Annotated in this window: 18 protein-coding genes; 17 read left to right on the forward strand and 1 reads right to left on the reverse strand. The window is 65.4% G+C overall.

All coding sequences use genetic code 11. The annotated features are described in order from the left end of the window. The first annotated feature begins 104 nt into the window (after window positions 1-104). The 16 genes from mraZ (at window position 105) to lpxC (ending at window position 17880) form a co-directional block, all read left to right on the forward strand. Entirely contained in the window at window positions 105-560 is a 456-nt protein-coding gene (mraZ, locus tag NJF35_RS12055) for a division/cell wall cluster transcriptional repressor MraZ (protein ID WP_225789400.1), read from the forward strand. Then, entirely contained in the window at window positions 557-1504 is a 948-nt protein-coding gene (gene rsmH / locus NJF35_RS12060; RefSeq protein WP_410045315.1) for a 16S rRNA (cytosine(1402)-N(4))-methyltransferase RsmH, read from the forward strand. The genes mraZ and rsmH overlap by 4 nt, the downstream gene beginning before the upstream one ends. Then, window positions 1501-1794 carry a cell division protein FtsL gene (ftsL, locus tag NJF35_RS12065; RefSeq protein ID WP_225789399.1) on the forward strand — a complete coding sequence of 98 codons (294 nt, stop codon included), beginning with the start codon at window positions 1501-1503 and terminating at the stop codon, window positions 1792-1794. The genes rsmH and ftsL overlap by 4 nt, the downstream gene beginning before the upstream one ends. Further along, window positions 1794-3524, forward strand: a complete 1731-nt coding sequence (locus NJF35_RS12070; RefSeq protein WP_225789502.1) for a peptidoglycan D,D-transpeptidase FtsI family protein — start codon at window positions 1794-1796, stop codon at window positions 3522-3524. Before ftsL ends, NJF35_RS12070 begins: the two co-directional genes overlap by 1 nt. Continuing rightward, entirely contained in the window at window positions 3524-4987 is a 1464-nt protein-coding gene (locus tag NJF35_RS12075) for a UDP-N-acetylmuramoyl-L-alanyl-D-glutamate--2,6-diaminopimelate ligase (RefSeq protein ID WP_225789398.1), read from the forward strand. Before NJF35_RS12070 ends, NJF35_RS12075 begins: the two co-directional genes overlap by 1 nt. Further along, window positions 4980-6347, forward strand: a complete 1368-nt coding sequence (locus NJF35_RS12080) for a UDP-N-acetylmuramoyl-tripeptide--D-alanyl-D-alanine ligase (protein ID WP_225789397.1) — start codon at window positions 4980-4982, stop codon at window positions 6345-6347. Before NJF35_RS12075 ends, NJF35_RS12080 begins: the two co-directional genes overlap by 8 nt. Next, window positions 6347-7429, forward strand: coding sequence for a phospho-N-acetylmuramoyl-pentapeptide-transferase (gene mraY / locus NJF35_RS12085; RefSeq protein ID WP_225789396.1), 1083 nt, complete (start codon window positions 6347-6349; stop codon window positions 7427-7429). Before NJF35_RS12080 ends, mraY begins: the two co-directional genes overlap by 1 nt. A 6-nt stretch (window positions 7430-7435) precedes the next feature. Next, complete coding sequence (gene murD / locus NJF35_RS12090; RefSeq protein WP_253081270.1) at window positions 7436-8782, forward strand: UDP-N-acetylmuramoyl-L-alanine--D-glutamate ligase; 1347 nt, start codon at window positions 7436-7438, stop codon at window positions 8780-8782. Next, window positions 8779-9993: a putative lipid II flippase FtsW gene (gene ftsW, locus NJF35_RS12095; RefSeq protein WP_262923514.1), complete on the forward strand. Its 1215-nt coding sequence runs from the start codon at window positions 8779-8781 to the stop codon at window positions 9991-9993. The genes murD and ftsW overlap by 4 nt, the downstream gene beginning before the upstream one ends. Further along, on the forward strand, window positions 9983-11062 hold the full coding sequence (gene murG / locus NJF35_RS12100; RefSeq protein WP_225789394.1) for an undecaprenyldiphospho-muramoylpentapeptide beta-N-acetylglucosaminyltransferase: 1080 nt from the start codon (window positions 9983-9985) through the stop codon (window positions 11060-11062). Before ftsW ends, murG begins: the two co-directional genes overlap by 11 nt. Further along, window positions 11055-12509, forward strand: a complete 1455-nt coding sequence (gene murC, locus NJF35_RS12105) for a UDP-N-acetylmuramate--L-alanine ligase (RefSeq protein ID WP_225789393.1) — start codon at window positions 11055-11057, stop codon at window positions 12507-12509. The genes murG and murC overlap by 8 nt, the downstream gene beginning before the upstream one ends. Further along, window positions 12506-13462 carry a D-alanine--D-alanine ligase gene (locus tag NJF35_RS12110; protein ID WP_225789392.1) on the forward strand — a complete coding sequence of 319 codons (957 nt, stop codon included), beginning with the start codon at window positions 12506-12508 and terminating at the stop codon, window positions 13460-13462. Before murC ends, NJF35_RS12110 begins: the two co-directional genes overlap by 4 nt. A 5-nt stretch (window positions 13463-13467) precedes the next feature. Next, window positions 13468-14337, forward strand: coding sequence for a cell division protein FtsQ/DivIB (locus tag NJF35_RS12115; RefSeq protein ID WP_253081264.1), 870 nt, complete (start codon window positions 13468-13470; stop codon window positions 14335-14337). Window positions 14338-14351: 14 nt separating this feature from the next. Beyond that, on the forward strand, window positions 14352-15605 hold the full coding sequence (gene ftsA, locus NJF35_RS12120) for a cell division protein FtsA (protein WP_225789390.1): 1254 nt from the start codon (window positions 14352-14354) through the stop codon (window positions 15603-15605). Between the two features lie 54 nt (window positions 15606-15659). Next, on the forward strand, window positions 15660-16856 hold the full coding sequence (gene ftsZ, locus NJF35_RS12125) for a cell division protein FtsZ (RefSeq protein ID WP_225789389.1): 1197 nt from the start codon (window positions 15660-15662) through the stop codon (window positions 16854-16856). Between the two features lie 112 nt (window positions 16857-16968). Continuing rightward, window positions 16969-17880, forward strand: coding sequence for a UDP-3-O-acyl-N-acetylglucosamine deacetylase (gene lpxC / locus NJF35_RS12130; protein ID WP_070092350.1), 912 nt, complete (start codon window positions 16969-16971; stop codon window positions 17878-17880). Between the two features lie 88 nt (window positions 17881-17968). Here lpxC and NJF35_RS12135 read toward each other — a convergent pair whose 3' ends face one another. After that, complete coding sequence (locus tag NJF35_RS12135) at window positions 17969-18424, reverse strand: DUF721 domain-containing protein (protein ID WP_225789388.1); 456 nt, start codon at window positions 18422-18424, stop codon at window positions 17969-17971. Window positions 18425-18822: 398 nt separating this feature from the next. Between NJF35_RS12135 and secA the strand changes: the two genes are divergently transcribed. Further along, window positions 18823-21561, forward strand: coding sequence for a preprotein translocase subunit SecA (gene secA, locus NJF35_RS12140; protein WP_253081263.1), 2739 nt, complete (start codon window positions 18823-18825; stop codon window positions 21559-21561). The last annotated feature ends 219 nt before the right edge of the window (window positions 21562-21780 follow it).

The raw sequence follows: 21780 nt of genomic DNA on the forward strand, positions 1-21780 counted from the left end.
TGACGGTGCAGCGGACGGATTCCTATAGTGTGCGCAAGTGGCAGAAAGTGGGATGAAGTGGGTTTTCTGACACAAAAAAGCTAACATTGTGGGGAATCGCAGCCGTGTTCCGCGGAGCCAACGCCGTCAGCCTCGATGCAAAGGGCCGACTCGCCATGCCGAGTCGGTACCGTGACGAGCTCGATTCGCGTTGTGGTGGTCAGCTGATCGTGACCATCGACGCTGTCGATCCCTGCTTGTGTGTCTACCCCCTCGATGAGTGGGAACAGATAGAAGCCAAGTTGCGCGCCTTGCCGTCGTTGCGTGAGGAAAACCGCCGCCTCCAGCGTCTGCTGATCGGTAATGCGGTAGACCTGGAGCTCGATGGCAGTGGGCGTTTCCTGGTTCCGCCACGCCTGCGCGAATACGCCAAGCTCGACAAGAAGGCGATGCTGGTGGGGCAGCTGAACAAATTCCAGCTGTGGGATGAGGATGCCTGGAACGCGGTTTCGGCAGCTGATCTTGCAGCTATTCAACAACCGGGCGCCATGCCCGACGATTTGCGTGACCTGATCCTGTGACTATAGATAGCGGCTTCAACCACATCACCGTGCTGCTCGACGAGGCTGTCGAGGCACTGGCCCTGCGCGCCGATGGTTGCTATCTGGATGGCACCTTCGGGCGAGGTGGGCACAGCCGCCTGATTCTCAGCAAGCTCGGGCCGCAAGGGCGGCTGCTGGGCTTCGACAAGGACCCACAGGCGATTGCCACGGGGCAAGCGCTGGCGGCCGAAGACGGCCGCTTTGTCATTGTGCAGCGCAGCTTTGCCGAGATGGGCGACGAAGTGTCTGCGCGCGGCCTGCACGGCAAGGTCAGTGGCGTGCTGCTCGACCTGGGCGTGTCGTCGCCGCAACTGGACGATCCCGAGCGCGGCTTCAGCTTCCTCAATGATGGCCCGCTGGACATGCGCATGAACCCGGGCAAGGGTTTCAGTGCTGCCGAGTTCATCGCCAGCGCGCCCGAGGAGGAGATCGCCCGGGTCTTCAAGGAATATGGCGAAGAGCGCTTCGCCAAACGCATGGCCCGTGCCGTGGTACAGCGCCGGGAGCAACAGCCCTTTACCCGCACCGGCGACCTGGCCGAGGTGCTCAAGGCGGCCAACCCTGCCTGGGAAAAGGGCAAGAACCCGGCAACCCGTGCCTTCCAGGGCCTGCGCATTCACGTCAACAACGAGCTGGGCGACCTGGAGACTGGCCTTGAGGCGGCGCTCGATGCGCTGGAAGTCGGTGGCCGCCTGGTGGTGATCAGCTTCCACTCCCTGGAAGACCGCATCGTCAAGCTGTTCATGCGCAAGCTGGCCAAGGGCGAGGCAGACAACCTGCCGCGCAACCTGCCGGTGCAGCACAAGGCCTTCGAGCCGAAGATCCGTCTGGTCGGCAAGGCGCAGTTCGCCTCCGATGCCGAACTCAAGGCCAACCCGCGCGCGCGCAGTGCCGTGATGCGGGTGGCGGAGAAGTTACGGTGAGCCGGCTGTTCGCCAAACCTTTGCCAGGCGGAAGCTTCCTGATGCTTCTGCTGTTCGCCGGTGTCCTGGTTTCGGCCATCGCGGTGTCCTACAGCGCCCACTGGAACCGCCAACTGCTCAACACCCTCTACGGTGAGCTGAACGAGCGCGACAAGGTCCAGGCCGAATGGGGGCGGTTGATCCTCGAGCAGAGCACCTGGACCGCCCATAGCCGTATCGAGAACCTGGCTACCGAGCAACTGCGCATGCGTGTGCCGGCCGCTGACGAAGTGCGGATGGTGGCACCATGATGAAGCTCGAAGGCGCACTCTACCCCTGGCGCTTCCGGGTGGTGATCGCATTGCTGGCGCTGATGGTCGGCGCCATCTGCTGGCGCATCATCGACCTGCAGGTCATCGACCGTGACTTCCTCAAGGGGCAGGGCGACGCCCGCAGCCTGCGGCATATCCCGATCCCTGCGCACCGTGGCCTGATCACCGACCGCAATGGCGAGCCCCTGGCCGTCAGTACGCCGGTCACCACCCTGTGGGCCAACCCCAAGGAAATGCAGGCCTCCAAGGAGCGCTGGGGGCAACTGGCCGCCGCCTTGGGGCAGAACGCCCAGCAGTTGAGCGAGCGCCTGACCCAGCAGGCCAACAAGGAGTTCATCTACCTGGTCCGCGGCCTGACCCCGGAGCAGGGCCAGCAAGTGCTCGACCTGAAGATCCCCGGTGTCTACGGCATGGAGGAGTTCCGCCGCTTCTACCCGGCGGGGGACGTCACCGCGCACATGGTCGGCTTCACCGACCTGGACGATCACGGGCGCGAAGGCGTGGAGCTGGCCTACGACGAATGGCTCGCCGGCGTGCCCGGCAAGCGGCAGGTGATCAAGGACCGGCGTGGCCGGCTGATCAAGGACATCCAGGTGACCAAGAACGCCAAGGCCGGGAAGACCTTGGCGTTGTCGATAGACCTGCGCCTGCAGTACCTGGCCACCCGCGAGCTGCGCAACGCCATCGCCGAACAGGACGCCAAGGCCGGCAGCCTGGTGATCATGGACGTCAAGACCGGCGAGGTCCTGGCCATGGTCAACCAGCCGACCTACAACCCGAACAACCGCCGCAGCATGTTCCCCGCCGCGATGCGCAACCGGGCGATCATCGATGTGTTCGAGCCTGGCTCGACGGTCAAGCCGATCTCCATGAGCGCGGCGTTGCAGAGTGGCCGCTGGAAGCCGACCGACAAGGTCGAGGTCTACCCCGGCAGCCTGCAGATCGGCCGCTACACCATCAAGGACGTGTCCCGTAGCGAGGGCCCGATCCTCGACCTGACCGGCATCCTGATCAACTCCAGTAACGTGGGCATGAGCAAGATCGCCTTCGACATCGGTGGCGACGCCATCTACCGGGTCATGTCGCAACTGGGCCTGGGCCAGTACACCGGCCTGGGCTTCCCTGGCGAGCGAGTCGGCAACCTGCCCAACCATCGCGAATGGCGCAAGGCCGAGACTGCCACGCTGTCCTACGGCTATGGCGTCTCGGTGACTGCCTTGCAACTGGTGCATGCCTACGCCGCCCTGGCCAACGACGGCAAGATGGTGCCGCTGTCGATCCTCAAGGTCGACAAGGCCCCGGAAGCCGTCCAGGCGATCCCGAAAGAAACCGCCGAGACCATCCAGGGCATGCTGCAGCAGGTCATCGAGGCCCCGCGTGGGGTGTTCCGCGCCCAGGTGCCGTTCTACCACGTCGGTGGCAAGTCCGGTACGGCGCGCAAGGCCACCGTCGGTGCCAAGGGCTACACGGAAAACGCCTACCGTTCGCTGTTCGCCGGCTTCGGTCCGATGAGCGACCCGCGCTACGCCATCGTCGTGGTCATCGACGAGCCGAGCAAGGGTGGTTACTTCGGCGGCCTGGTCTCGGCGCCGGTGTTCAGCAAGGTGATGTCGGGCACCCTGCGCCTGATGAACGTGCCGCCGGACAACCTGCCGCCGCCAGATACGCAGCAGGCCAGTGCAGTACCCGCCAAGGGAGGGCGTGGTTGATGACGATGCCATTGAGCAAGCTTTTCGCCCATGCCAGCCGCGATCCGCTGATCCGCGAGCTGACCCTCGACAGCCGCCAGGTGCGGCCGGGCGACCTGTTCCTGGCTGTCCCCGGCGCCAAGGTCGACGGCCGTGCGCACATCGCCGACGCGCTGGCCCGTGGCGCCGCCGCGGTGGCCTATGAAGAGCAGGGCGCAAGCGTCCTGCCGATCACCGACGTGCCGCTGATTCCGGTCAAGGGCCTGATCGGCCAGCTGTCGCAGATCGCCGGGCGCTTCTATGGCGAACCGAGCCGCCAGCTCGACCTGGTCGGCGTCACCGGCACCAACGGCAAGACCAGTGTCACCCAGCTGGTGGCCCAGGCGCTCGATGCGCTGGGCCGGCGCTGTGGGCTGATCGGTACGCTCGGCACCGGCTTTTATGGCGAGCTGCGCAGCGGCCGCCTGACCACGCCCGACCCGATCGCCGTGCAGGCGACCCTGAACGACCTGAAGAAGGGCGGCGCCAAGGCCGTGGCCATGGAGGTGTCGTCCCATGCCCTGGAGCAGGGCCGGGTGGCCGCCCTGGCCTTCGATATCGCCGTGATGACCAACCTGTCCCGCGACCACCTGGACTACCACGGCAGCATGGAGGCCTACGAGGCCGCCAAGGCCCGGCTGTTCGCCTGGCCGAACCTGCAGTGCCGGGTGGTCAACCTGGACGATGACTTCGGTCGTCGCCTGGCCATGGTCCACGCCGAGTCGCGGCTGATCAGCTACAGCTTGCAGGACCCGGCGGCGACGCTGTTCTGCAAACAGGCGAGTTTCGACGACGACGGCGTGCGTGCCGTGATCGTCACCCCGCAAGGCGAGCATGCCCTGCGCAGCTGCCTGCTCGGGCGCTTCAACCTGAGCAATATGCTCGCCGCCGTGGCGACCCTGCTGGCCCTGGACTATCCGCTGGACGAGATTCTCAAGGTCACCCCGCGACTGCAGGGGCCGGTCGGTCGCATGCAGCGCCTGGGCGGCGGCGACAAGCCGCTGGTGGTGGTCGACTACGCACACACGCCCGATGCCCTGGAGAAGGTCCTCGAAGCCTTGCGCCCGCATGCCCATGGCCGCCTGCTGTGCCTGTTCGGTTGCGGCGGCGACCGTGACCGTGGCAAGCGCCCGCTGATGGCCCAGGTGGCCGAGCGCCTGGCCGACCGCGTGCTGGTCACCGACGACAATCCGCGTAGCGAAGATCCGCAGCGTATTTTCGACGATATTCGCCCCGGTTTCGCCAAGCCTGTCGATGTCGAGTTCGTCGCCGGCCGTGGCGAGGCCATCGCGCACCTGATCGCCACCGCTGCCGCCGACGACGTGATCGTCCTGGCCGGCAAGGGGCACGAGGATTACCAGGAGATCAACGGCCAGCGCCTTGACTTCTCCGACTTGGTCGAAGCCGAGAAGGCACTTGCAGCCTGGGAGGCTCCGCATGCTTAAGCCCATGACACTCAGCCAATTGAGCGCACCGCTCGCCGCACGGGTGGTTGGCGACGATGCCCGCTTCGACGGCGTCAGCATCGACAGCCGCACGGTGGCTGCCGGGCAGTTGTTCGTCGCCCTGGCCGGCCCGCGTTTCGACGGCCATGACTACCTGGCCGACGTCAAGGCCAAGGGCGCCGTGGCCGCCCTGGTGGAGCGTGAGATCGCCGATGTCGAGCTGCCGCAACTGCTGGTCGCCGATAGCCGCCTGGCCCTGGGCCAGCTCGGTGCCTTGAATCGCGCCGCGTTCGACAAGCCGGTCGTTGCCATCACCGGCTCCAGCGGCAAGACCACCGTCAAAGAGATGCTCGCCTGCATTTTGCGCACCCGAGGCCCGGTGCTGGCCACCCGTGGCAACCTCAACAACGACCTCGGCGCACCGCTGACCCTGCTGGAAATCGCCCCCGAGCACAGTGCCGCGGTGATCGAGCTGGGCGCCTCGCGCATCGGCGAGATCCGCTACACCGTCGGCTTGACCCGCCCTGAAGTGGTCATCATCAACAACGCCGGGACCGCCCACGTCGGCGAGTTCGGCGGCCCGGAAAAAATCGTCGAGGCCAAGGGCGAGATCCTCGAAGGCCTGGGCGAGGGCGGCACGGCCATCCTCAACCTGGACGACAAGGCCTTTGGCACTTGGCACGTGCGTGCGGGTGCCCATCGGGTCCTGAGTTTCGCCCTGGCGAATCCGCAGGCCGACTTCCACGCCAGCGACATCGGTCGCGATGCCCGTGGTTGCCCATCCTTCACCCTGCACGGGCCGCAAGGCTCGGTCGCGGTGCAACTGAACCTGCTGGGCACCCACAACGTCAGCAATGCCCTGGCTGGCGCCGCTGCCGCCCATGCCCTGGGTGTGAGCCTTGCCGGTATCGCGGCCGGGCTGGGCGCGGTCCAGCCGGTCAAGGGGCGTAGCGTGGCGCAAATCGCGCCCAACGGCGTCAGGGTGATCGACGACAGCTACAACGCAAATCCCACCTCGGTGTGCGCCGCCATTGATATACTCGCCGGCTTTTCCGGGCGGACCGTCCTGGTGCTCGGGGATATCGGCGAACTGGGGCAATGGGCGCAGGAAGGCCACCGCCAGGTGGGCGACTACGCGCGCGGCAAGGTCGACGCCCTGTACGCGGTGGGTACCAACATGGCCCATGCGGTCAAGGCGTTCGGCGCCAATGGCCGTCATTTCGCTACTCAGGCTGAGCTGATCGACGCTGTTCGCGGCGAGCATGCCAGCAACACCACTATCTTGATCAAGGGCTCGCGCAGCGCTGCGATGGAAAACGTCGTGGCGGCCTTGTGCGGTGCCAGCGGGGAGAAACATTAATGCTGCTGCTGTTGGCCGAGTATCTGCAACAGTTCCACAAGGGCTTCGCGGTCTTCCAGTACCTGTCCCTGCGCGGGATCCTGGGCGTACTGACCGCGTTGTCCCTGGCGCTGTGGCTGGGGCCGTGGATGATCCGTACCCTGCAGATCCGCCAGATTGGCCAGGCCGTGCGTAACGACGGCCCGCAATCGCACCTGTCCAAGTCGGGCACCCCCACCATGGGCGGCGCCCTGATCCTGTCGGCCATCGGCATCAGCACCCTGCTGTGGGCCGACCTGTCCAACCGTTATGTCTGGGTCGTGCTGGTGGTGACCATGCTGTTCGGCGCCATCGGCTGGGTCGACGACTACCGCAAGGTGATCGAGAAGAACTCCCGTGGCCTGCCGAGCCGCTGGAAGTATTTCTGGCAGTCGGTGTTCGGCCTGGGCGCCGCGGTGTTCCTCTACATGACCGCCCCGACCAGCGTCGAGACCACCCTGATCGTGCCGTTCCTCAAGGATGTCACCATCCCCCTGGGCATCGGCTTCGTCGTGCTGACCTATTTCGTCATCGTAGGCTCGAGCAACGCGGTCAACCTCACCGATGGCCTCGATGGCCTGGCGATCATGCCGACGGTGATGGTCGGCGGCGCCCTGGGCATCTTCTGCTACCTGTCGGGCAACGTGAAATTCGCCGAATACCTGCTGATCCCGTACGTGCCGGGCTCGGGCGAGCTGATCGTGTTCTGCGGCGCGCTGATCGGCGCGGGCCTGGGCTTCTTGTGGTTCAACACCTACCCGGCCCAGGTGTTCATGGGCGACGTCGGCGCCCTGGCGCTGGGTGCTGCGCTGGGCACCATCGCGGTGATCGTCCGCCAGGAGATCGTCCTGTTCATCATGGGCGGGGTGTTCGTCATGGAAACCCTGTCGGTGGTGATCCAGGTCGCTTCGTTCAAGTTGACCGGCAAGCGCGTGTTCCGCATGGCACCGATCCACCACCACTTTGAACTCAAGGGTTGGCCCGAGCCACGGGTGATCGTCCGTTTCTGGATCATCACCGTGATTCTGGTGCTGATCGGCCTTGCCACCCTGAAACTGAGGTAGATGAGCGTGTCACTGATCGCTTCCGACCAATTCCGCATCGTTGTCGGCCTCGGCAAGAGCGGCATGTCCCTGGTTCGCTTCCTGGCGAACCGGGGCATCGCCTTTGCGGTCGCCGACACCCGCGAGCAGCCGCCGGAACTGGATACCCTGCGCCGCGAGTACCCGCAGGTGGAAGTGCGCTGTGGCGAACTGGACGTGGACTTCCTGTGCCGCGCCAACGAGTTGTACGTCAGCCCCGGCCTGGCCCTGGCCACACCGGCGCTGCAGCAGGCCGCGGCGCGTGGCGTGCGCCTGTCCGGCGACATCGAACTGTTCGCCCGGTATGCCAAGGCGCCGATCGTGGCCATCAGCGGCTCCAACGCCAAGAGCACCGTGACCACCCTGGTCGGCGAGATGGCCGCCAAGGCTGGCAAACGTGTGGCAGTGGGCGGCAACCTCGGCACGCCGGCGCTCGATCTGCTCGACGACGCCGTGGAGCTGTACGTCCTGGAGTTGTCCAGCTTCCAGCTGGAGACCACCGAGCAGCTCAATGCCGAAGTGGCCACCGTGCTCAACATCAGCGAAGACCACATGGACCGCTACAGCGGCCTGCCGGCCTACCACCTGGCCAAGCACCGGATCTTTCGCGGCGCCCGCCAGGTGGTGGTGAACCGCCAGGACGCCCTGAGCCGGCCGCTGCCGGTCGAAGGCCGGCCCTGCTGGACCTTCGGCCTCAACGTGCCGGACTTCAAGGCCTTCGGCCTGCGCGAAGTGGACGGTGAAAAACACCTGGCCTTCGAGTTCCAGGCCCTGATGCCGGTGCGCGAGCTGAAGATCCGGGGTGCCCACAACCAGAGCAATGCCCTGGCCGCGCTGGCCCTGGGCCATGCGGTGGGCCTGCCGTTCGCACCGATGCTCGAGGCCCTGCGCGAATTCGCCGGGCTCGCCCACCGTTGCCAATGGGTGCGCGAGCGCAACGGGGTGAACTGGTACGACGATTCCAAGGCCACCAACGTCGGTGCCGCCCTGGCCGCCATCGAGGGCCTGGGCGCGGATATCGACGGCAAGCTGGTGCTGATTGCCGGCGGTGACGGCAAGGGGGCCGATTTCTCCGCTTTGCGCGAGCCGGTGGCGCGCTACTGCCGCGCCGTGGTCCTGCTCGGCCGCGATGCCGAGCGCCTGGCCGAGTCGCTCGGCGAGGGTGTGCGGCAGGTCAGGGTCAAGACCCTGGACGAGGCCGTGCAGCGCTGCGCCGAACTGGCCCAGCCCGGCGATGCCGTGCTGTTGTCGCCGGCCTGCGCCAGCCTCGACATGTTCCGCAACTTCGAAGAACGCGGGCGTCTGTTCGCCCAGGCGGCAGGAGGGCTGGCATGATCTTCGGCATCATCAAGCCCTATCCGTCGCCGCTGATCAGCGGCCGAGGCATCGACCTGGACTTCCCGTTCCTCGCCGGCTGCCTGGCGCTGCTCGGCTTGGGCCTGGTGATGATCACCTCGGCCTCCTCGGAAGTCGCCGCGGTGCAGTCGGGCAACCCGCTGTACCACATGTTCCGCCACCTGGTGTACGTGGCCCTGGGCCTGATCGCCTGCGGGGCGACCATGATGGTGCCGATCGCTACTTGGCAGCGCATGGGCTTCATGATGCTGCTGGGCGCCTTCGGCCTGCTGGTGCTGGTGCTGGTGCCCGGCATCGGTCGCGAAGTGAACGGCTCCATGCGTTGGATCGGCTTCAGTTTCTTCAACGTCCAGCCCTCGGAGATCGCCAAGGTCTTCGTGGTCATCTACCTGGCCGGCTACCTGGTGCGCCGCCAGCAAGAGGTGCGCGAAAGCTGGATGGGCTTCTTCAAGCCGTTCATCGTGCTGCTGCCGATGGCCGGCCTGCTGCTGATGGAGCCGGACTTCGGCGCCACCGTGGTGATGATGGGCGCCGCGGCGGCCATGCTGTTCCTCGGCGGGGTGGGGTTGTTCCGCTTCAGCCTGATGGTGGCGCTGGCGGTGGTGGCGGTGTTCATCCTGGTACAGGCACAGCCCTACCGGATGGCGCGCCTGATCACCTTCACCGACCCCTGGGCCGACCAGTTCGGTTCCGGCTACCAGCTGACCCAGGCGCTGATCGCCTTCGGTCGTGGCGAGTGGCTGGGCGTGGGCCTGGGCAACAGCGTGCAGAAGCAGTTCTACCTGCCCGAGGCGCACACCGACTTCGTGTTCTCGGTCCTGGCCGAGGAGCTGGGTGTGCTCGGCTCGCTGTGCACCGTGGCGCTGTTCGTCTTCGTCACCGTGCGCGCCCTGTACATCGGACTGTGGGCCGAGAAGGCCAAGCAATTCTTCGCCGCCTACATGGCCTTCGGCCTGGCCTTCCTGTGGATAGGCCAGTTTCTCATCAACATCGGGGTGAATGTCGGCCTGCTGCCGACCAAGGGCCTGACCCTGCCGTTCCTCAGCTATGGCGGCAGCTCGTTGGTCATCTGCTGTGCCTGCGTGGGGCTGTTGCTGCGTATCGAATGGGAGAGCCGCACGCACCTGGGCAGCGAGGAGCACGAATTCAAGGAAAGCGATTTTGCCGAGGAGACCTACCATGGCCGCTGACGGCAAGAACGTCCTGATCATGGCGGGCGGCACCGGGGGCCACGTGTTCCCGGCCCTGGCCTGCGCCCGCGAATTCCAGGCCCGTGGCTACAACGTGCACTGGTTGGGCACCCCGCGCGGCATCGAGAACGAACTGGTGCCCCAGGCCGGCCTGCCCTTGCACCTGATCCAGGTCAGCGGGCTGCGTGGCAAGAGCAAGCTGTCGCTGCTCAAGGCACCATTCACCCTGGTCAAGGCGGTGCTGCAGGCGCGGCGCATCATTGGCCAGCTGAAGCCGGCCTGCGTGCTGGGCTTCGGCGGCTACGTGACCGGCCCTGGTGGCGTGGCCGCGCGGCTGTGCGGCGTGCCGCTGGTGATCCACGAGCAGAATGCCCGTGCCGGTACCGCCAATCGGCTGCTGGTGCCCCTCTCGGCGCGCGTCTGCGAAGCTTTCCCTGACACCTTCGCGGCCAGCGCCAAGCGCCGTACCACCGGCAATCCGGTGCGCCCTGAGCTGTTCCTGGAGGCGTCGCGCTCGCCCCTGGCCGAGCGGCGTGCGCGGCTATTAGTGCTCGGCGGCAGCCTGGGTGCGGAACCATTGAATAAATTGCTGCCTAAGGCCCTGTCGGAAGTGTCAGCGGACCTGCGCCCGGAGGTGTTCCACCAGGCCGGCAAGCAGCATGCGTCGATCACCGCCGAGCGTTATCGCGAAGCGGGCGTCGAGGCTCAGGTAGAGCCCTTCATCAAGGACATGGCCCAGGCCTATGGCTGGGCCGACATGGTGGTGTGCCGGGCCGGCGCCCTGACCGTCAGCGAACTCGCGGCGGCAGGCCTGCCCTCGATGCTGGTGCCCTTGCCCCACGCCATCGACGACCACCAGACCCACAACGCCCAATACCTGGCTCGCGAAGGTGCCGCCTTCCTGATGCCACAAGCGACAACTGGCGCAGCGCAGCTCGCTGAACGCCTGAACGAGGTGCTGATGCAACCCGAGAAACTCAACACCATGGCCAGCACCGCACGGCGGCTGGCCAAACCTGCCGCAACCAGCACCGTGGTCGATATCTGCCTGGAGGTGGCCCATGGTTGAAAGCCAGAAAGCCATGCCTCAGCCGAAGATGGGCCGTATCCGCCGCATCCACTTCGTCGGTATCGGCGGCGTGGGCATGTGCGGCATCGCCGAGGTGCTGCTGAACCTGGGTTACCAGGTGTCCGGCTCTGACCTCAAGGCCTCGCCGGTCACCGAGCGGCTGGAGTCGTTCGGCGCCGAGATCTTCGTCGGCCATCGCGCCGAGAACGCCGCCAACGCCGATGTGCTGGTGGTCTCCAGTGCCATCAACCCGGCCAACCCGGAAGTCGCCACCGCCCTGGAGCGGCGCATCCCCGTGGTGCCGCGTGCCGAGATGCTCGCCGAGCTGATGCGCTACCGTCACGGTGTCGCCGTGGCCGGTACCCACGGCAAGACCACCACCACCAGCCTGCTGGCCTCGGTGTTCGCCGCCGGTGGCCTGGACCCGACCTTCGTCATCGGCGGACGCCTGACCGCGGCTGGCACCAACGCCCAGCTCGGCACCAGCCGCTACCTGATCGCCGAAGCCGACGAGAGCGATGCCAGCTTCCTGCACCTGCAGCCGATGGTCGCCGTGGTCACCAACATCGACGCCGACCACATGGCCACCTACGAAGGCGACTTCAACAAGCTGAAGAAGACCTTCGTCGAGTTCCTGCACAACCTGCCGTTCTACGGCCTGGCGGTGATGTGCCTGGACGACCCGGTGGTGCGCGAGATACTGCCGCAGGTCAAGCGCCCGACCGTCACCTACGGTTTCAGCGACGAGGCCGACGTGCGCGCCATCAACGTGCGCCAGCAGGGCATGCAGACCCACTTCACCGTGCTGCGCCGTGATCGCGAGCCGCTGGATGTCTCGGTCAACATGCCGGGCAACCACAATGTGCTCAACGCCCTGGCCACCATCGCCATCGCCACCGACGAGGGCATCAGCGACGAGGCCATCGTCCAGGGCCTGTCGGGCTTCCAGGGCGTGGGTCGACGCTTCCAGGTATACGGCGAGCTGCCGGTCGAGGACGGCAGCGTGATGCTGGTGGACGACTACGGCCACCACCCGACCGAAGTGGCCGCGGTGATCAAGGCCGTGCGCGGCGGCTGGCCGAGCCGGCGCCTGGTGATGGTCTACCAGCCGCACCGCTACAGCCGTACCCGCGACCTGTACGACGATTTCGTGCAGGTGCTGGCCGACGCCAACGTGCTGCTGCTGATGGAGGTGTACCCGGCCGGCGAGGAGCCGATCCCCGGTGCCGACAGCCGCCAGCTGTGCCACAGCATCCGCCAGCGCGGCCAACTGGACCCGATCTACATCGAACGCGGCGTCGACCTGGCGCCGCTGGTCAAGCCGTTGCTGCGCGCCGGCGACATCCTGCTCTGCCAGGGTGCCGGTGACATCGGTGGCCTGGCCCCGCAATTGATGAAAAGCCCGCTGTTCGCCGGCACCGTCACCCGCCAGGAGAAGTCGAAATGACCCGTGCCTACGACAAGCTGCATTCGACCATGGACGTGAAGGCCTTCGGTCGCGTCGCCGTGCTCTACGGCGGCAAGAGCGCCGAGCGTGAGGTTTCCCTCAAGTCCGGCACCGCGGTGCTGCAGGCGCTGACCAGTGCCGGTGTCGACGTGGTCGGCATCGATGTGGGCGACGACCTGCTCGCGCGCCTGCAGAGCGAGAAGATCGACCGCGCCTTCATCATCCTCCACGGCCGTGGTGGCGAAGACGGCAGCATGCAGGGCCTGCTTGAGTGCCTGGACATCCCCTACACCGGCAGCGGCATCCTGGCCTCGGCCCTGGCCATGGACAAGCTGCGCACCAAGCAGGTGTGGCAAAGCCTGGGCATCCCGACGCCACGCCACGCCGTGCTGGCCAATGAAAACGACTGTGTCGCCGCGGGCACGGAACTGGGCTTCCCGTTGATCGTCAAACCCGCCCATGAAGGTTCCAGTATCGGCATGGCCAAGGTGAACAGCGTGGAAGAGTTGGTCGCTGCCTGGAGGGATGCCGCCCAATACGATTCCCAGGTCCTGGTCGAGCAATGGATCCACGGCCCGGAATTCACCGTCGCCGTGCTGCGTGGCCAGGTATTGCCGCCGATCGCCCTGGGCACGCCGCACGTGTTCTACGACTACGACGCCAAGTACCTGGCCAACGATACTCAGTACCGCATCCCGTGCGGCCTGGACAGCGCCAAGGAACAGGAACTGATCGAACTGACCGCGCGCGCCTGCGATGCCATCGGCATCGAAGGCTGGGGCCGGCTGGACGTGATGCAGGACGAGCAGGGTCGCTTCTGGCTGCTCGAGGTCAACACCGCACCGGGCATGACCGACCATAGCCTGGTGCCGATGGCTGCCCGCGCGGCCGGCCTGGACTTCCAGCAACTGGTGCTGGCGATCCTGGCCGACAGCGTCGAGACGCGAGGTTAACCGCCATGCAAGGCGCGATGTTCCGTCATCAGCAACCCGCCACCGGCCGTAGCAAGCCGGTGCCGCGCGGTGCCAGCCGACTGGTGGCCAAGGAGCCAATGTCGGCGCGCCTGCCCAAGGCCAACTTCAGCGCGCTCAAGCGCCTGCTCTGGCCGGTACTGCTGGTGGCCGCCGGCTTCGGCGCCTACGAAGGCGCGTTGCGCCTGATGCCGTACGCCGACCGGCCGATCACCCGGATCGCCGTGCAGGGCGACCTGAGCTACATCAGCCAGCAGGCGGTGCAGCAACGGATCGCGCCCTATGTGGCGGCGAGCTTCTTCAGCGTGGATCTGACGGCCATGCGCCTGGAGCTCGAGCAGATGCCCTGGATCGCCCACGCCGAGGTTCGCCGGGTCTGGCCGGACGAGGTGGTGATCCGCCTGGAAGAACAGTTGCCGGTGGCGCGCTGGGGGGATGAAGCCCTGCTCAACAACCAGGGCCAGGCCTTCACCCCGCGCGAACTGGCCAACTATGAGCACCTGCCGCAGCTGTTCGGGCCGCAGCGTGCCCAGCAAAAAGTCATGCAGCAATATCAGGTATTGAGCCAGATGCTGCGCCCCCTGGGGTTTTCCATCGCTCGCCTGGAGCTGCGCGAGCGGGGCAGTTGGTTCCTCACCACCGGCGCAGGCAGCGCCGGCCCGGGGATCGAGCTGTTGTTGGGGCGTGATCACCTGGTGGAGAAGATGCGCCGTTTCATTGCCATTTACGACAAGACACTCAAAGAGCAGATCACCAACATCGCCCGCATCGATCTGCGGTACGCCAACGGGTTGGCCGTTGGCTGGCGGGAACCGATTGCACCGACGACGGCCCAACCCGCCGTTGCGAAGAATTAGAGAGAGGCAGGACCATGGCAAACGCGCATAGCGGCAAAATGATCGTCGGGCTGGACATCGGCACCTCCAAGGTGGTGGCGCTGGTGGGCGAAGTGGCCGATGACGGCACCCTGGAGATCGTGGGGATCGGCACCCATCCGTCCCGCGGCCTGAAGAAGGGCGTGGTGGTGAACATCGAGTCTACCGTGCAGTCGATCCAGCGCGCGGTGGAAGAGGCGCAGCTGATGGCTGGCTGCCGCATCCACTCGGCGTTCGTCGGCGTGGCCGGCAACCACATCCGCAGCCTGAACTCCCACGGCATCGTCGCCATCCGCGACCGCGAGGTCAGCACCGCCGACCTCGAGCGCGTGCTCGACGCCGCCCAGGCCGTGGCGATCCCGGCCGACCAGCGGGTCCTGCACACCCTGCCGCAGGACTACGTGATCGACAACCAGGAAGGCGTGCGCGAGCCGCTTGGCATGTCCGGCGTGCGCCTGGAGGCCAAGGTCCACGTGGTCACCTGCGCGGTCAACGCGGCGCAGAACATCGAGAAGTGCGTGCGCCGTTGCGGCCTGGAAATCGATGACATCATCCTCGAGCAACTGGCTTCGGCCTACTCGGTGCTGACCGACGACGAGAAGGAACTGGGCGTGTGCCTGGTGGACATCGGTGGCGGCACCACCGACATCGCCATCTTCACCGAAGGCGCGATCCGCCACACCGCGGTGATCCCGATCGCCGGCGACCAGGTGACCAACGACATCGCCATGGCCCTGCGCACGCCGACCCAGTACGCCGAGGAAATCAAGATCCGCTACGCCTGTGCCCTGGCCAAACTGGCCGGCGCAGGCGAGACCATCAAGGTGCCGAGCGTGGGCGATCGCCCGCCGCGCGAGCTGTCGCGCCAGGCCCTGGCCGAGGTGGTGGAGCCCCGTTACGACGAGCTCTTCACCCTGATCCAGGCCGAACTGCGTCGCAGCGGCTACGAGGACCTGGTGCCCGCCGGCATCGTCCTCACCGGCGGCACCGCGAAGATGGAAGGCGCCGTGGAACTGGCCGAGGAAATCTTCCACATGCCGGTACGCCTGGGCGTACCGCACAGCGTTCGGGGGCTGAGCGACGTGGTGCGCAACCCGATCTATTCCACCGGCGTGGGCCTGCTTACCTATGGCCTGCAGAAGCAGACCGAGGACCTGCCCCTGACCGGCAACAGCAGCAACAGCTATGGCGAGGAACCGAAGGCTCCGGTGCTTGAGCGATTCAAGCGTTGGGTCCAGGGCAATTTCTAAGTTTCAGAGCAGTAGTGGTAGGCGCAAAACTAGAGAACTGTAAGGAGAGGGAAAATGTTCGAGCTCGTAGACAACGTCCCGCAAAGCCCGGTCATCAAAGTGATCGGTGTCGGCGGTGGCGGCGGCAACGCCGTCAACCATATGGTCAAGAGCAACATCGAGGGCGTGGAATTCATCTGCGCCAACACCGATGCCCAGGCGCTGAAGAACATTGGCGCACGCACCATCCTGCAACTGGGTACCGGCGTGACCAAGGGCCTGGGTGCAGGCGCCAATCCGGAAGTCGGTCGCCAGGCCGCGCTGGAAGACCGTGAGCGCATCGCCGAGGTGCTGCAGGGCACCAACATGGTGTTCATCACCACCGGCATGGGTGGCGGTACCGGTACCGGTGCTGCGCCGATCATCGCCGAAGTGGCCAAGGAGATGGGTATCCTCACCGTCGCGGTGGTGACCCGTCCGTTCCCGTTCGAGGGGCGCAAGCGCATGCAGATCGCCGATGAAGGCATCCGCATGCTGGCCGAGAGCGTCGACTCGCTCATCACCATCCCCAACGAGAAGCTGCTGACCATCCTGGGCAAGGATGCCAGCCTGCTGTCCGCCTTCGCCAAGGCCGACGACGTACTGGCCGGCGCCGTGCGTGGCATCTCCGACATCATCAAGCGTCCGGGCATGATCAACGTCGACTTCGCCGACGTGCGCACCGTGATGGGCGAGATGGGCATGGCGATGATGGGTACCGGCTGCGCCAGCGGCCCGAATCGTGCCCGCGAAGCCACCGAGGCGGCGATTCGCAACCCGCTGCTGGAAGACGTCAACCTGCAGGGCGCCCGCGGCATCCTGGTGAACATCACCGCAGGTCCCGACCTGTCCCTGGGCGAATACTCCGACGTGGGCAGCATCATCGAGGCCTTCGCTTCCGACCATGCCATGGTCAAGGTCGGCACCGTGATCGATCCGGACATGCGCGACGAACTGCACGTGACCGTGGTCGCCACTGGCCTGGGCGCGCGCATCGAAAAACCGGTCAAGGTGGTGGACAACACCCTGCAGACCGCAGCCGCTGCCTACGAGGCGTCCAACCCCGCGCCGGCCCGTCCGGAGCAACCAGCGGTGAACTACCGTGACCTGGAGCGTCCGACCGTGATGCGCAACCAGGCCCATGCAGGTGCCGCCGCGGCAGCTAAACTCAACCCACAGGACGATCTGGACTACCTGGATATCCCGGCCTTCCTGCGTCGTCAGGCTGATTGATGAAATTTATCAGGGGTATAAGGGTGATTGGTGTTCAGCAAAGGCCGGGTCTGTTATCATTCCCAGCCTTTGTTGATACCTGTTCGCAATTTGCGCTGAAGCGGCCAATGCCATGATTAGACAACGCACCCTGAAGAATACCATCCGTGCCACAGGTGTCGGCCTGCACTCCGGGGAGAAGGTCTACCTGACCCTCAAGCCAGCGCCTGTGGACACCGGCATCGTCTTCCGCCGTGCCGACCTCGACCCTGTCGTCGAGATCCCGGCTCGCGCGGCCAACGTCGGCGAGACAACCATGTCGACGACGCTGGTCAACGGTGACGTCAAGGTCGATACGGTCGAGCACCTGCTCTCCGCCATGGCGGGCCTGGGCATCGATAACGCCTACGTCGAGCTCTCCGCCTCGGAAGTGCCGATCATGGATGGCAGCGCAGGCCCCTTCGTATTCCTGATTCAATCCGCCGGCCTGGAAGAACAGGACGCCGCCAAGAAGTTCATCCGCATCCTGCGCGAAGTGACGGTGGAGGAGGGCGACAAGCGCGCCACCTTCCTGCCTTTCGACGGGTTCAAGGTGAGCTTCGAGATCGACTTCGATCACCCGGTCCTGCGCAACCGGACCCAGAGCGCCAGCGTCGACTTCTCCAGCACCTCGTTCGTGAAGGAAGTCAGCCGCGCCCGTACCTTCGGGTTCATGCGCGACATCGAGTACCTGCGCAAGCACAACCTTGCGCTGGGCGGCAGTGTGGAAAACGCCATCGTGGTCGATGAGGACGGCGTGCTCAACGAAGACGGCCTTCGTTACGAAGACGAATTCGTCAAGCACAAGATCCTCGACGCCATCGGCGACCTCTACCTGCTGGGCAACAGCCTGATCGGCGAGTTCAAGGGCTACAAGTCCGGGCACGCGCTGAACAACCAGCTGTTGCGCAAGCTCATCGCCGAGAAAGACGCCTGGGAAGTGGTCACCTTCGAAGATGCCAGCACGGCACCGATCTCCTACATGCGCCCTGTCGCGGCCGTGTAAGTTCGAACACTCTCTAGTTCTGAGGCCACCTTCGGGTGGCCTTTTTTACGCCTGATTCTTGGGGGCTGCTGTACGGCCTCAGGGGGCATCACCGCTTATCTCGAGCGTGACTGGCCAACCGCTCCAGGGCCGCGCGCAGTTTGGGGTCGGTAATCCCTTCGGCGGTCTCGCGCAGGCTTTCGGCAGCGTTTTCCGAAAGCTCCGCAGCCTGCCCCGAGTGCCGGGGGGCTCCGACAGGAGGTTGTACCTGGAACCTGATGCGCTGCAGGTTGGCGAACGCCTCGAGCGCCTGCAACTGTCGCTGCAGACGCTTCTGCTGGTAGCGCAGGCGGGTCGCCCAGTGACCGTCGGTGACCACCAGCAGCAAGGTGCCGTCGCGCCAGGACGCCACATGGCAGTGGGCGCGGGCGGCCGGTTGCAGCTGGCTTTCCAGCAGGCGCTGCAGGTGTGCCAGGCGTTCGGCCTGGTTGAGCAGCAGGCGCAAGGGCCTGGCCTGGCGCAGGAGCGCGGACGGTGGCTGGGCGGGTGAAGGTTTGTAGGCCATGGGGGTACGCAGGAGGTTACAAGATCGGCATCTTAACAGAAGCCGGATCTGGTATTGCCCGTGTCGGCCCATCGCGGGAGGGCGTCGATCGCAGATGAGGTGGTTTGCAGGTCCCTGTGGGAGCCGGCGTGCCGACGATGGGCTGGCACAGGCAGCGCAGCCCCGGATTCAGGATGCAAGTCATTCTCGATACGTTTCATCGGGCCGCGCCTTGAACTCGGCGAAAATGCCCTTATGTTAGAAAAGCCCCCGCCAAAGCGCTGTGCCAGCATCGTGGAAATCCACCACTTTCCTCACCATCGTTTCCGGGTAGAATGCTCGTTCGCATGCGGCCCAAGGGCTGCACGGGCGACTCACGGGGCCGCCCTCCATCCCTAAGTGTGGAAGATCCTGCCGATATGTTTGCGCCTTTGTTAAAGAAACTTTTTGGAAGCAAGAACGAGCGTGAAGTCAAACGCATGCTCAAGACGGTGAACATCGTCAATGCCTTCGAAGAGAAGATGGTGGCCCTCTCTGACGAACAGCTGCGGGGCAAGACCGCAGAGTTCAAAGAGCGCCTGGCCAAAGGCGAGACCCTCGACCAACTGCTGCCCGAAGCCTTCGCCGTGGCCCGCGAAGCCGGCAAGCGCGTCATGGGCATGCGTCACTTCGATGTGCAGCTGATCGGTGGCATGACCCTGCACGAGGGCATGATCGCAGAAATGCGCACCGGTGAAGGCAAGACCTTGGTCGCAACCCTGGCCGTGTACCTCAATGCCCTGTCCGGCAAAGGTGTACACGTGGTCACGGTGAACGACTACCTGGCCCGCCGTGACGCCAACTGGATGCGTCCGCTGTACGAATTCCTCGGCCTGAGCGTAGGCGTGGTCTCGCCCTTCCAGCCACCGGAAGAGAAGCGCGCCGCCTACGCCGCCGACATCACCTACGGCACCAACAACGAATTCGGTTTCGACTACCTGCGCGACAACATGGCCTTCAGCCTGGACGAGAAGTACCAGCGCGAGCTGAATTTCGCCGTGATCGACGAAGTCGACTCCATCCTCATCGACGAAGCCCGTACCCCGCTGATCATCTCCGGCCAGGCCGAGGACAGCTCCAAGCTGTACATCGAGATCAACCGCCTGATCCCGCGCCTGAAGCAGCACATCGAGGAGGTCGAGGGCCAGGTCACCCAGGAAGGCCACTTCACCATCGACGAGAAGAGCCGCCAGGTCGAACTGAACGAGGCCGGCCACCAGTACATCGAGGAGATGCTGACCCAGTCCGGCCTGCTGGCCGAGGGCGAGAGCCTCTACTCGGCGCACAACCTGAGCCTGCTGACCCACGTCTACGCCGGCCTGCGCGCCCACAAGCTGTTCCACCGCAACGTCGAGTACATCGTCCAGGACGGCCAGATCCTGCTGATCGACGAGCACACCGGCCGTACCATGCCGGGCCGCCGCCTGTCCGAAGGCCTGCACCAGGCCATCGAGGCCAAGGAAAACCTGAACATCCAGGCCGAGAGCCAGACGCTGGCCTCGACCACCTTCCAGAACTACTTCCGCCTCTACGCCAAGCTCTCCGGCATGACCGGTACCGCCGACACCGAGGCGTTCGAGTTCGCCCAGATCTACAACCTCAACGTGATGGTCATTCCGCCGAACAAGCCGTTGGCGCGCAAGGACTTCAACGACCTGGTGTACCTGACCGCCGACGAGAAGTACGCGGCCATCATCGCCGACATCAAGGAAAGCATGGCCCAGGGCCGTCCGGTCCTGGTCGGTACGGCGACCATCGAGACCTCCGAGCACATGTCCAACCTCCTGAAGAAGGAGGGCATCGACCACAAGGTGCTCAACGCCAAGTACCACGAGAAGGAAGCCGAGATCATCGCCCAGGCCGGTGCCCCGGGTGCGCTGACCATCGCTACCAACATGGCCGGCCGTGGTACCGACATCCTGCTGGGCGGCAACTGGGAGGCCGAGGTGGCCGCCCTGGAGAACCCGACCGACGAGCAGGTGGCGCAGATCAAGGCCGACTGGCAGAAGCGCCACCAGCAGGTGATCGAGGCCGGCGGCCTGCACGTGATCGCCTCCGAGCGCCATGAATCCCGGCGTATCGACAACCAGCTGCGTGGCCGTTCCGGCCGCCAGGGCGACCCGGGCTCCAGCCGTTTCTACCTGTCCCTGGAAGACAGCCTGATGCGCATCTTCGCCTCCGACCGGGTGAAGAACTTCATGAAGGCCCTCGGCATGCAGTCCGGCGAGGCCATCGAGCATCGCATGGTCACCAACGCCATCGAAAAGGCCCAGCGCAAGGTCGAGGGGCGCAACTTCGACATCCGCAAGCAGTTGCTGGAATACGACGACGTGGCCAACGAGCAGCGCAAGGTGATCTACCACATGCGCAACAGCCTGCTGGCCGCAGAGAACATCGGCGAGACCATCGGCGAATTCCGCAAGGAAGTGCTCGACGCCACCATCAGCCAACACATCCCGCCGCAGTCGCTGCCCGAGCAGTGGGACGTGGCAGGCCTGGAAGCTGCACTGGCCAGCGACTTCGCCATGAAGCTGCCGATCCAGCAGTGGCTCGACGAGGACGATCACCTCTACGAGGAAACCCTGCGCGAGAAACTGCTCAACGAGATCACCGCCGCCTACACCGAGAAGGAAGACCAGGCGGGCGAAGAAGCCCTGCGTACCTTCGAGAAGCAGATCCTGCTGCGTGTACTGGACGACCTGTGGAAAGACCACCTGTCGACCATGGACCACCTGCGCCATGGTATCCACCTGCGCGGCTATGCGCAGAAGAACCCGAAGCAGGAGTACAAGCGCGAGTCCTTCACCCTGTTCCAGGAACTGCTGGAGTCGATCAAGCGCGACACCATCCGCGTCCTGTCCCACGTCCAGGTCCGTCGCGAGGACCCGGCCGAGGAGGAAGCCCGCCTGCGCCGCGAGGCCGAAGAGCTGGCCCGGCGCATGCAGTTCCAGCACGCCGCCGCCCCAGGCCTGGAAGGCGAGGCGCGACTGCAGGAAGAAGGCGCCGAGGTGGCCGTGGCGGCAGCGCCGGTGCGCAATGAACAGAAGCTGGGCCGCAACGAGCCGTGCTGGTGCGGTTCGGGCAAGAAGTTCAAGCATTGCCACGGGCAGATCGAATGATCGGGCCGAGGGTGCCTGCACGATGATTCCTGGGGCCGCTTTGCGGCCCTTTCGCGACACAAGGCCGCTCCCACACCATCAGCGCTGCTTTTCAGCCGAGCGCTGTGCCTGTGGGAGCGGCCTTGTGTCGAGAAGGGCTGCAAAGCAGCTCCGCTCTTCCCTCACATGGCTGGCCGACATTAAGATCGTCCACGTCGTATACCCCCACTGTTTTCCCTA

This window comes from Pseudomonas guariconensis (assembly GCF_024127895.1).
Taxonomy (GTDB): Bacteria; Pseudomonadota; Gammaproteobacteria; order Pseudomonadales; family Pseudomonadaceae; genus Aquipseudomonas; species Aquipseudomonas guariconensis_B.